At 68.7% G+C, this 12,002-nt stretch carries 8 protein-coding genes and 1 pseudogene; 8 read left to right on the top strand and 1 reads right to left on the bottom strand.

Features of this window, described 5'->3' with window-relative positions; genetic code table 11:
* Positions 1–232: 232 nt before the first annotated feature.
* Positions 233–1,027: an SCO2400 family protein gene (locus ACZ7L1_RS18255; RefSeq protein ID WP_471438280.1), complete on the bottom strand. Its 795-nt coding sequence runs from the start codon at positions 1,025–1,027 to the stop codon at positions 233–235.
* Positions 1,028–1,333: 306 nt separating this feature from the next.
* Between ACZ7L1_RS18255 and ACZ7L1_RS18250 the strand changes: the two genes are divergently transcribed.
* The 8 genes and pseudogenes from ACZ7L1_RS18250 (at position 1,334) to ACZ7L1_RS18215 (ending at position 11,627) form a co-directional block, all read left to right on the top strand.
* Complete coding sequence (locus ACZ7L1_RS18250; protein ID WP_471438278.1) at positions 1,334–2,497, top strand: mandelate racemase/muconate lactonizing enzyme family protein; 1,164 nt, start codon at positions 1,334–1,336, stop codon at positions 2,495–2,497.
* A complete protein-coding gene (locus ACZ7L1_RS18245) occupies positions 2,494–3,498 on the top strand; it encodes a zinc-dependent alcohol dehydrogenase (protein ID WP_471438276.1) in 1,005 nt (334 codons plus the stop codon). Before ACZ7L1_RS18250 ends, ACZ7L1_RS18245 begins: the two co-directional genes overlap by 4 nt.
* Positions 3,499–3,623: 125 nt before the next feature.
* Positions 3,624–4,589, top strand: a complete 966-nt coding sequence (locus tag ACZ7L1_RS18240; protein WP_471438274.1) for a hypothetical protein — start codon at positions 3,624–3,626, stop codon at positions 4,587–4,589.
* Positions 4,590–4,729: 140 nt separating this feature from the next.
* Positions 4,730–5,839, top strand: a complete 1,110-nt coding sequence (chvE, locus tag ACZ7L1_RS18235) for a multiple monosaccharide ABC transporter substrate-binding protein (protein WP_471438272.1) — start codon at positions 4,730–4,732, stop codon at positions 5,837–5,839.
* 46 nt (positions 5,840–5,885) lie between these two features.
* Positions 5,886–7,436, top strand: coding sequence for a multiple monosaccharide ABC transporter ATP-binding protein (mmsA, locus tag ACZ7L1_RS18230; RefSeq protein WP_471438270.1), 1,551 nt, complete (start codon positions 5,886–5,888; stop codon positions 7,434–7,436).
* Positions 7,433–8,677, top strand: coding sequence for a multiple monosaccharide ABC transporter permease (mmsB, locus tag ACZ7L1_RS18225; RefSeq protein WP_471438268.1), 1,245 nt, complete (start codon positions 7,433–7,435; stop codon positions 8,675–8,677). Before mmsA ends, mmsB begins: the two co-directional genes overlap by 4 nt.
* A 57-nt stretch (positions 8,678–8,734) precedes the next feature.
* Positions 8,735–9,879, top strand: a pseudogene (locus ACZ7L1_RS18220) (aldose epimerase family protein).
* 131 nt (positions 9,880–10,010) lie between these two features.
* A complete protein-coding gene (locus ACZ7L1_RS18215; protein ID WP_471438267.1) occupies positions 10,011–11,627 on the top strand; it encodes a pyridoxal phosphate-dependent aminotransferase in 1,617 nt (538 codons plus the stop codon).
* Positions 11,628–12,002: the final 375 nt, after the last annotated feature.

Genomic DNA, 12,002 nt, shown 5'->3' with positions numbered 1-12,002 from the left:
TTCACGGGAGTCAAGAGGGCTGCACGATATCGTCGTTCACGGTTGAATAACGCACCTGGCGGCGGCGCATCCGCCCTGGCCCGAGGCCCGGGGCAACCCCGGGCACCCGTGTCGAGCGGCGGCTCCGCAACGCCGCAGCGACTGGCACACGCCGGCGCGAGCCCCGCCGGGACGTTCGAGGCACGAGGGCGTCGGACAAGCCGTCTCCTGAACGACAGTGCCGGCCCTCGCCCTACGTGCACCACCACAGGAAGCGCGTGCACGTCTGAGACGGCGAGGGATCCGGGTTCGACGTCGTGGGATCCGCCGTCGGCCTGCCCGTCTCGGCCGGGCGCGTCGTCGTCGGACCCTCCGTCGGCGTGACGGGTGAAGCGCCCGCGGTCGCCGACCGGGTGGCCTTGCCGCCGGGGCTCTTGGACGCGGAGGGCGAAGCGGACTTCGAGGCCGATGCGGACGCCGAGGGGTTCGGGGACGTCGAGCCGGCGCCCTTGCTCGTCGGGTCGTCCAGGGGCCGTGCCGGCCGTGCCGTCTTCTGCGCCTCCGACGACGTACCGCCCTCGGCGTTCGCACCCCCGGCCGCCGGGGGCCTGGAGGCGGCGAAGGGCGCGTCGACGCCGAGTTCCGCGAGGCTCAGGCCGCCCGCCGCGAGGACGAAGCCCGCGGTGATCAGGAGGGTGCGCCGGCGGCGCCGGCGGTGGGCCGCGGCCTTGCGGTCCCGACGACTTGCACTGCCACCGCCGGCCGGTGCGGTCGCCTCCTCATCGGCTTCCCGTCCAGGCCCTCGCCGGCGCCCCTGCGCCCGGCGCCTGGCCGCCCGCCCCTGCGGCACACCTCCGTCGTCGGGACCGTGCGTGTGCTGGTCCGGGCTGCCGGAGTCCTCGTTGCCGTACGACTCGACGGCGATGTCCGACTGCGGAGGCACGTCCGCTTCCTCCGCATGCGCGCGGAGTTCTTCGACTACTGTGCCGCACCCCGGGCAGGCGAGGGCGCCATTGAGGTGCCGTCGGCACGGGTGGCAGAAGTCCATGACGCGCAAAGACTAGGTCCCCATCGGTGACGTTCCTAGGAGTGCCTGTGAAAGTTGTGTGGGAAACAGGCCGTTCCGGCGCGGCAACTTGATACGGGCACTCCGCATTCCGCGCCATCTCGCGGCATCCCCCCGGCAACCCCGGCATCCCCCGTCCATCCCTCCGATGCCACCACAAAACAGGCTTGGGAAAGTATCGAAACCGTTACTCGTTCGCCCCATTGACACTCCCGCCGCGCCAAACTTACTGTCTGGCCAGCATTTCGAACGAGTGACGAAATCTCGAACAGCTGAAAGGCGATCTCCGTGCGCATCACCGGAATCAGCACACACGTGGTCGGGACGCCCTGGCGGAATCTGACGTACGTCCAGGTGCACACCGACGAGGGCATCACGGGCGTCGGCGAGACCCGCATGCTGGGCCACACCGACGCGCTGATCGGCTACCTCAGAGAGGCCGAGGTCAATCACATTCTCGGCTCGGACCCGTTCGCTGTCGAGGACCTGGTCCGCCGTATGAAGTACGGCGACTACGGGCGCGCCGGTGAGATCGTGATGTCCGGCATCGCCGTGGTCGAGATGGCCTGCTGGGACATCAAGGGCAAGGCCCTCGGGGTACCCGTCTGGCAGCTGCTCGGCGGCAAGGTCACCGACAAGGTCAAGGCCTACGCGAACGGGTGGTACACCACCGAGCGGACCCCGGAGGCCTATCACAAGGCCGCCCAGGGGGTCATGGAGCGCGGGTACAAGGCCCTCAAGATCGACCCCTTCGGTACCGGCCACTTCGAGCTCGACCACGAGCAGACCATGTACGCGGTCTCCCTCATCGAAGCCGTGCGCGACGCCATCGGGCCGGAGGCCGAGCTGATGCTGGAGATGCACGGCCGCTTCTCCCCCGCGACCGCCGTGCGGCTCGCCAAGGAGCTGGCGCCGTTCAAGCCCGCCTGGCTGGAGGAGCCGGTCCCGCCGGAGAACCTCAAGGCGCTCGAGAAGGTCGCCGCCAAGGTCGACATGCCGGTCGCCACGGGCGAGCGCATCCACGACCGCATCGAGTTCCGCGAGCTGTTCGACAGCCAGGCCGTGGACATCATCCAGCCCGACCTCGGCCACATCGGCGGCATCTGGGAGACGCGGAAGCTGGCCGCGACCGCCGAGACGCACTACATGCTGGTGGCCCCGCACAACGTTGGCGGCTCGGTACTCACCGCCGCCTCCCTCCAGGTCGGCTTCACCACGCCGAACTTCAAGATCCTCGAGCACTTCAACGACTTCGCGGACGCGGAGATCAAGAAGGTGATCAAGGGTGCTCCACAGGTCAACCCGGAGGACGGCTGCTTCCACATCTCCGACGCCCCGGGCCTCGGTGTCGAACTCGACACCGACGCGGCGGCCGAGTTCCCGCAGCAGCGGGCCCACTTCGACCTGTGGGCCGAGGGCTGGGAGAAGCGGAACCCGAAGGACGGGCAGTGAGCACCGCTGTCGTCGTCGAGGCCCCGGGCGTGCACCGGCTCGAGTCCCACACGCCGCGCGACCCCGGTCCGGGTGAGGCCCTGGTGCGCGTGCACGCCGTAGGCATCTGCGGAAGCGACCGCGAGGTCTACCAGGGCAACCGACCCGAGGGCTACGTCCGCTACCCCCTCGTCCCCGGCCACGAGTGGTCCGGCACGGTGCAGGCGGTCGGCGCGGGTGTGCCCGAGACGCTCGTCGGCCGCAAGACCGTGGGTGAGGGCTTCCGCAACTGCCAGGTCTGCGACCGCTGCCACGCGGGCGAGACGACCCTGTGCACCTCGGGGTACGAGGAGACGGGCTTCACCCAGCCGGGCGCGATGGCCACCACCCTCACGCTCCCGGCCCGCCTCCTGCACATCCTTCCGGACGAAGCGGATCTCACCGCCGCCGCCCTGCTGGAGCCGGCCGCCTGCATCGCGGCTGCCGCGCTGAAGGGGAACGCACAGCCCGGCGAGCGGGTCGCGGTCGTCGGCACGGGCACGCTGGGCATGTTCGCCGTGCAGTTCCTCAAGGCGATCTCCCCGGCGGAGCTGCTGGTGGTGGGCACCCGGAACGACCGTGAGGCGCTGTCGCGGACGTTCGGCGCCACAGACTTCCGCACCAAGGACCAGGAGCTCCCCGACGACTTCGACGTCGTCATCGAGACGGCCGGGTCCGCGTCCGCCGCGCGCACCGCGGCCTCACTGCTCAGGCGCGGCGGGCGTCTCGTCCTGACGGGCATCCCGGCGCCGGGCGCGGAGGGCCTCGACCCCACCGACCTCGTCGTACGGCAGCTGGAGGTGCACACCGTGTTCGGTGCGCCGCCGGACGCCTGGGCGCACACGGTGCGGGTCTTCGGCGCCGGGCTGCTCGACCCCTCGCCGCTGGTCACGCACGAGCTGCCGCTGGCCGAGTTCCCGCAGGCCATCGAGCTGGTGGGGTCCGGCGATCCGAAGGTGGGCAAGGTCCTGCTCCGGCCCTGACACCCACTACCCAGTCGTACGCCGGTACGGAGCTACCCGACGAGTTCCGTACCGGTGTACCACTCCACCCACCCGCACCCTGCGCCGCGAACTTCGTCCGAAATCCCGAACATTAAGGACTCCTAGTGACCGACTCCGCTACCGCAGCCCGCAGGCCCGGTGAGCAGGCGCTCGCCGCGCTCGGCCTGCGCGCGCCCGACCTCTCTCCCGCCGACGCCTCGCCGCACACCTTCCCCGAAGGCGGCCGCTGGCGCACCGAGATCCCCTCGTGCGAGGGGCCCGAGGCGCTCGCGGTGGTCCTCAAGGAGTCGTCCCGGCTCGACGTGCCGATCCACCGGATCAGCCAGGGCTCCGGCGTATGGATGCTGACCGACGCCGAGATCACCGAGATGGTCGGGGCCACGGCCGAGCGTGACATCGAGCTCTGCCTGTTCACGGGCCCGCGTGGCACATGGGACATCGGCGGCTCGGTCCGCTCCGACTCGCGGGGCGCCGGCCTCAGGGCACGCGGCCACGACGCGGTCGCCGGCTGTGTCGAGGACGCCGTCCGGGCAACCGAACTCGGCGTCAAGTGCCTGCTCGTCGCCGACGAAGGCGTGCTGTGGACGCTGCACCGGGCCCGCGAGAAGGGCATCATCCCGGCCGACACCACGCTCAAGGTCTCGGCGCTGATCGGCCCGGTCAATCCGGCGGCGTACGCCGTGTACGAGCACCTGGGCGCTGACTCGATCAACGTGCCCAGCGACCTCACGCTGAACCACCTCACCGAGATCCGCAGGGTTTCCGGGGCACCGATGGACATGTACATCGAGGCCCCGGACGACCTCGGCGGCTACGTCCGCATGTACGAGGTCGCCGAACTGATCAGACGCGGCGCGCCGCTCTACCTGAAGTTCGGTCTGTCCAAGGCACCCGGAATCTACCCGTACGGAAACCACCTGCGGGAGCTGACCCTGGCCACCGCCAAGGAACGGGTACGGCGTGGCCGGCTCGCTCTTGACCTGCTGGCACGCCACGGCGCGGACGGCGACATGGCGCCGCTCGGTTCGCGGCTGCCGGGGTCGCTCAGCCGGTTCGACATTCCGTCATAACGTTCCGGAAACGCGGCTTCACAGCAGCTGACAGACCCGCGCAGAATCCCACACATCTCTTCTCGGTCGACAGACCGCACGGCATTCGTGCGGCCGAACCGCCCCGCCCCGCCCGCCCCGCACAGCAAGGACTGATCATCATGCGCACTCGCCGAGCCGCTCTCACCGCGATAGCCGGAGCCGCCTCCCTCGCCCTCACCCTGACCGCCTGCGGCCAGAACAGCGAGGGCGGAAGCAAGGAGAAGGCGGGCAGCGCCAAGGGCGGCACCATCGGCATCGCGATGCCGACCAAGTCGTCCGAGCGCTGGATCAACGACGGCAACAACGTCGTCAAGGACCTCCAGGCCAAGGGCTACAAGACCAAGCTGGTCTACGGCGAGGACGACCCCGACACCCAGGTCTCCCAGATCGAGAACCTGATCACCCAGGGCGTCAAGGGCCTGATCATCGCGGCCATCGACAACAAGTCCCTGAACAACGTCCTCCAGCAGGCCGCCGACGCGCACATCCCGGTGATCTCCTACGACCGCCTCATCCTCGGCACCAGGAACGTCGACTACTACGCCTCGTTCGACAACGAGAAGGTCGGCGTGCTGCAGGGCACGTACATCGTGCACAAGCTCGGCCTGGACAGCGGCAAGCAGGGCCCGTTCAACATCGAGCTGTTCGCCGGCTCCAACGACGACAACAACACCAAGTACTTCTTCGGCGGCGCGATGAAGGTGCTGCAGCCGTACATCGACAAGAAGCAGCTGGTGGTCAAGTCCGGGCAGACCAACCTCAACCAGGTCACCACCCTGCGCTGGGACGGCACCACCGCGCAGAAGCGCATGGAGGACATCCTCACCTCCGCCTACAAGAGCGGCCGGGTCGACGCGGTGCTCTCGCCCTACGACGGCATCTCCATCGGCATCCTGTCCGCGCTGAAGTCGGACGGCTACGGCTCCGCGAGCAAGCCGCTGCCGGTCATCACCGGCCAGGACGCCGAGCTCGCCTCGGTGAAGTCGATCATCGCCGGCCAGCAGACGCAGACCGTCTACAAGGACCTGCGCAAGCTCGCCGATGTCGCCTCGACGATGATGGACGACGCCCTCGACGGCAAGAAGCCGCAGATCAACGACACCAAGACCTACGACAACGGCACCAAGGTCGTGCCCGCCTACCTGCTCCAGCCGGTGAGCGTCGACAAGTCGAACTACGAGGACGTGCTGGTCAAGGGCGGCTACTACACCGACGCCCAGCTCAAGTAACCGGCGCACCACCCCCACCGACCGCACACGACTGGAAGGCACGACCATGGCGGGACCCGTCCTGGAAATGCGCTCGATCGTCAAGACCTTTCCCGGCGTCAAGGCGCTGTCGGACGTCAATCTGACCGTCCGTCAAGGCGAGGTCCACGCCATCTGCGGGGAGAACGGCGCCGGCAAGTCGACCCTGATGAAGGTCCTCTCCGGCGTCCACCCGCACGGCAGTTACGAGGGGGAGATCCTCTTCGAAGGAGAGATCTGCCGCTTCAAGGACATCCGGGCGAGCGAACAGCACGGCATCGTGATCATCCACCAGGAGCTGGCGCTGGTGCCGTTTCTCTCCATCGCCGAGAACATCTTCCTCGGCAACGAACACGCCACGCGCGGGTTCATCGACTGGAACGACACGCTCAAGCACGCCACCGAACTGCTGCGCCGCGTCGGTCTCGACGAGCACCCGGAGACCCGGATCGCCGACATCGGCGTGGGCAAGCAGCAGCTAGTGGAGATCGCCAAGGCGCTCTCCAAGGACGTCAAGCTCCTCATCCTGGACGAGCCGACGGCGGCCCTGAACGACGAGGACAGCGGCAAGCTCCTCGAGCTCATCCTGGAGCTGAAGAACCAGGGCATCACCTCGATCATCATCTCCCACAAGCTGAACGAGATCCGCAAGGTCGCCGACTCGGTGACGATCCTGCGCGACGGCCGCACCATCGAGACGCTGGACGTCAAGGCTCAGGAGACCACCGAGGAGCGGATCATCGCCGGCATGGTCGGCCGCGACCTCGACCACCGGTTCCCCGAGCGCTCCCCGCACAAGGCGGAGGAGGGCGCGGCGCCGGCCCTGGAGATCCGCAACTGGACCGTGTTCCACCCGATCGACCAGCAGCGCAAGGTCGTCGACGACGTGTCGATCCAGGTGCGGCGCGGGGAGATCGTCGGCATCGCGGGACTGATGGGCGCGGGCCGTACCGAGCTGGCCATGAACGTCTTCGGGCGCACCTACGGCCGGTACGCGGGCGGCACGGTCCTCAAGGACGGCAAGGAGATCCGTACGAAGACGGTCGCGGAGGCGGTCGCGCACGGCATCGCGTACGTCACCGAGGACCGCAAGCACTACGGCCTGAACCTCATCGACACCATCAACCGGAACATCTCGCTGACCGCCCTGAACAAGGTCGCCAAGCGGGGTGTGGTCGACGAGCAGGAGGAGCGGCAGGTCGCCGAGGGCTTCCGCAAGTCCATGAACATCAAGGCGCCGACTGTCTTCGAGCCGGTGGGCAAGCTGTCGGGCGGCAACCAGCAGAAGGTCGTCCTCAGCAAGTGGATCTTCGCGGGCCCGGACGTGCTGATCCTGGACGAGCCCACCCGCGGCATCGACGTGGGCGCCAAGTACGAGATCTACACGGTGATCGACCAGTTGGCCGCGCAGGGCAAGGCGGTCGTCTTCATCTCCTCCGAGCTGCCGGAGCTGCTCGGCATGTGCGACCGCATCTACACCATGGCCGCGGGGCGGCTGACCGGAGAGGTTCCACGGGCCGAGGCCACCCAGGAAGTGCTGATGCGCCAGATGACGAAGGACAAAGAGGTAACCCGATGAGCACGGATGTGACCGCCAAGACCCCGGCCCCCGCGCCGCCGGGCAAGAGCGGATCGGCGACCGGCGGGGGCCTGCTCCGGCTGGTGCTGGGCGGACTGCGCCGCAACATGCGGCAGTACGGCATGCTGATCGCGCTCGGCCTGATCGTCATCCTGTTCGAGGTCTGGACCGGCGGCGACCTGCTGCTGCCGCGCAACGTCTCGAACCTGGTCCTGCAGAACAGCTACATCCTGATCCTCGCGATCGGCATGATGCTGGTCATCATCGCCGGGCACATCGACCTCTCGGTCGGCTCGCTGACGGCATTCGTGGGCGCTTTCGCGGCCGTACTGACCGTCGAACACAGCGTGGCGTGGCCCATCGCACTGGTGCTGTGCCTGCTGGTGGGCGCGGTGGCCGGCTCGGTGCAGGGCTATCTGATCGCGTATCTCGGCATACCGTCGTTCATCGTCACCCTCGCCGGGATGCTGCTCTTCCGCGGTCTGACGGAGATCCTGCTCAAGGGCCAGACCCTCGGCCCCTTCCCGGACGGGCTGCAGAAGCTCGGCAACGGCTTCCTGCCCGAGGTCGGCCCGAACACCAACTACCACAACCTCACGCTGCTGCTCGGTCTCGTCATGGTCGCCGCCGTGGTCTGGCAGGAGGTCCGTGACCGGCGCCGGCAGCGGGAGTTCTCCCTCGACGTGCTGCCCGCCCGGCTGTTCGCGCTGAAGCTCGTCGCCCTGGTCGCCGCGGTCCTGGCCCTCACGATGCTGCTCGCCAGCTACCAGGGCGCGCCGATCATCCTCATCATCCTGGGCGTCCTGGTGGTCGGTTACGGCTACGTCATGCGCAACGCCGTCTTCGGCCGCCACATCTACGCGATCGGCGGCAACCTGCCGGCCGCGAAGCTGTCCGGCGTGAAGGACAAGCGGGTCACCTTCCAGGTGTTCCTGAACATGGGCGTGCTCGCGGCCCTGGCGGGTCTGGTGGTCGCCGCCCGCCTGAACGCGGCCTCGCCGAAGGCGGGCGTGAACTTCGAGCTCGAGGCGATCGCCTCCTCGTTCATCGGTGGCGCGTCCATGAGCGGCGGTGTCGGTACCGTCCTCGGCGCGATCATCGGTGGTCTGGTGCTCGGTGTGCTGAACAACGGCATGAACCTCCTCAGCGTCGGCACCGACTGGCAGCAGGTCATCAAGGGCCTGGCCCTGCTGGTGGCGGTCGGCTTCGACGTGTGGAACAAGCGCAAGTCCGGTTCGTGAGTCGGTAAGGGCCCCCGCCGAAAGGCGGGGGCCCTTTTCCTGTTAAAGGAGCCGCACGTGGAACTGAGCAGACACACGGTCATCGCGGGAGCGGCGGCAGCGGACACGGCCGCGGCCACCGTGGGCACGGCGCAGCAGCAGAAAGCAGGAAGCCCGTGAAGGAACTCTTCGGCGAACTCGCCGACGGCACCGAGGTGCACCGCTGGTCCCTGGAGAACGGCGGCACGCGGCTGAAGGTCCTCTCCTACGGCGGCATCGTCCAGTCCCTGGAGATCCCGGACCGCCACGGCCGCTGCGAGAACGTCTCCCTCGGCTTCGACGACATCGACGACTACGTCGCCGAGAGCCCGTACTTCGGCGCCCTCATCGGCCGCTACGGCAACCGGATGGCCAAGGGACGGTTCACCCTCGACGGCAAGAAGTACCAGCTCTCCGAGAACGACGGCGTGAACAGCCTGCACGGCGGCGCCAAGGGCTTCGACAAGCACGTGTGGGACGTCGAGCCGTTCACCAAGGGCTCCGACGTCGGACTGCACCTGTACTACACGAGCGTCGACGGTGAGATGGGCTACCCGGGCACGCTCAAGGCGAAGGTGACGTACACCCTCACGCGGCACGGGGACTGGCGCATCGACTACGAGGCCACCACCGACAAGGCCACCGTCGTCAACCTCACCAGCCACGTGTACTGGAACCTGGCCGGCGAGGGCAGCGGCACCATCGAGGACCACGAGCTGCAGATCGCCGCCTCCCGCTACACGCCCACCGACTCGGGCCTCATCCCCACCGGCGAGCTGGCGAAGGTCGCCGGCACCCCCTTCGACTTCCGCCATGCCAAGGCGGTCGGCCGGGACATCCGGGCCGGCCATCCGCAGCAGGTGCAGGCCAAGGGCTACGACCACAACTGGGTGCTGGACAAGGGCGTCACGGCGAAGCCCGAGCACGTCGCCACGCTCCGCGACCCGCACTCGGGCCGCAGGATGAAGATCTTCACCGACCAGCCGGGCCTGCAGTTCTACTCGGGCAACTTCCTCGACGGCACCCTGGTCGGCACCGGCGGCCACACCTACCGCCAGGGCGACGCGCTGTGCCTGGAGACGCAGCACTTCCCGGACTCGCCGAACCACGCCGACTTCCCGTCGACCGTACTGCGGCCCGGGCAGACGTACCGGACGACGTCGGTCTTCTCGTTCAGCGTGTAGCGGCCGTCCCGCACGTAACCGCGAGCGAACTCACACTCGACGCACACCAGTTGAACAAGGCCACGTCCGTATCCGTATGAGTGGGTGGCCCGTGCTCCCCCGCACGGGCCACCCATCGTACGGAGGTTGCCTTGGCAGACAACGTCACCTCGCTGTTCCGCAGCTCCGCGGCGCACAGCCCCTCGATGGCGGCGCTGACACGGGAGAACGACGGAGTCGGCCCGGTGGACTTCTGCATCCCCTGCAACCCGTACTTCCCCACGCCCGCCATGTTCGAGGAGATGGCCGGCAAGCTGCGTGAGATCCTCACCTACTACCCGAGCGGCGCGGAGACGATCACGGCCGAGCTGTGCGGTCTGCTCCAGCTGCCGCCGCAGTGCGTCGCCATGGGCAACGGCTCCACGGAGCTGATCACCTGGATCGACCACCTGCTGGTCCGCGAGTCCCTCGCCGTCCCCGTCCCCACCTTCGGCCGCTGGACCGACCAGCCCATGGAGACCGGCAAGCGGGTCGACATGTTCCCGCTCCAGGAGTCCAGCGGCTTCTCCCTGGACCTCAACCGGTACGGCGAGTTCATCCGCAAGCGGGGCACCCGGGTCGCCGTCGTCTGCAACCCGAACAACCCCGACGGCGGCTACCAGTACAAGCACGCCCTGGTGCAGTTCATGGACCAGATGGCCGACCTCGACCTGGTCGTCGTGGACGAGTCCTTCCTGGAGTTCGCGGACGCCGAGGCCGACCCCAGCGTCGTGCAGGAGGCCATGCTGCGGCCCAACGTCGTCGTGCTGCGCAGCCTCGGCAAGAACTTCGGCCTGCACGGCGTCCGCTTCGGCTACCTGGTCGCCAACCCGTCGCTCGCGGGCCGGATCCGCTCCATGCTGCCGAAGTGGAACCTCAACTCCTTCGCCGAGCACGTGGTCTTCATGCTCAGGGAGCACGGGGCGGAGTACCAGCAGAGCCTGCAGCAGGTGCGTCGCGACCGGCTGGATATGGCCGGCCACCTCTCGGCGCTGCCCGGCCTTACGGTCTACCCGTCCCAGGGCAACTTCCTCTTCGTGCGCCTCCCCGTGGGTGCCGAGGGCACCGTGGTCCGCGACCGGCTGCTCGCCGAGCACCGGATCCTGGTCCGCGAGTGCGGCAACAAGATCGGCTCCTCCAGCCGCTTCCTGCGACTCGTGGTGCGCCCCCAGGTGGACGTGCGTCGCCTGGTGTCCGCCCTGGAGCAGGTGCTCTACGGGTCCAGGAGGGGAGCCGCCGTGCCCGAGCTGAGCCAAGGGACCGGCTACAGCTCGGGTACGGCGGCGGTGGACCGCCTGGTCAGCGAGACCAACGGGGCCGGGGTGCGGGGGCTCGCCGCCCAGGCCGCGGGGTCCGCTCCAGGGCTCCCGGCCGCCGCGCCGCTCCCCGCCGCGCAGCCGGCCGTCGGCGGGACGCCGATGCCCGCGGCAGCTCAGGCCGCTCCCCTGCCGCAGGCGCCCGCGCCACTGCTCACACCCGCACCGGCTCCGGCCCCGCTGCCGACCCCCGCGCCCGCTCCGTTCCCGGCGCCCATCCCGGTCCCCGTCCCTGCCGCGGCGACCGGCCCCACCCCGCCGGGCGTCCCCGCGCGCGGCGGTCTGACCGCCGCCCAGGTGCGCGGCGTGACCGCGCCCGCCCCCGGCATCCCCGGCCTGGCACCGGCCCCGGCCACCGGCTGGCCCAGCCCTCCGGCCTGGCCGAACGCGGCGGGGATGGGGCAGGCGGGGTAGGGCCGCGGCGCAGATGCCGTCCGGGTGGCACAAAAGCCACCGAGTTATTCCTTGATGTCCGATTTACTCCTATAAATGCCGCGGCATCACTAAGCGGCTGTTTCGCCCATCGAATAGCCTCACCTTAAATGCCGTTCGACCCCGAGTGACGCAATTCACTTACGATGGGCCATAGTGTCTTACCCGGTCCTTAACCCCCCGATTTTGCTGACGTGGCCCAATCCGAGACACGGGCGACAACTAGCCTGCTTAGTAAAAAGGGGAATTGTCGAGTTATTCCCGGCGGCTAAGAATGTTCCCGCCGCAGCGCACCGCAAACGAAATGCGGTGCTGTTTGTCGAGGGGAACCGGCAACTGCGGGCAATGCAATCCCCG

This window comes from Streptomyces sp. NPDC107546 (assembly GCF_055639175.1).
Note: the sequence above shows the minus strand (reverse complement) of the source record. Positions and strands in the feature narration are given on the sequence as shown.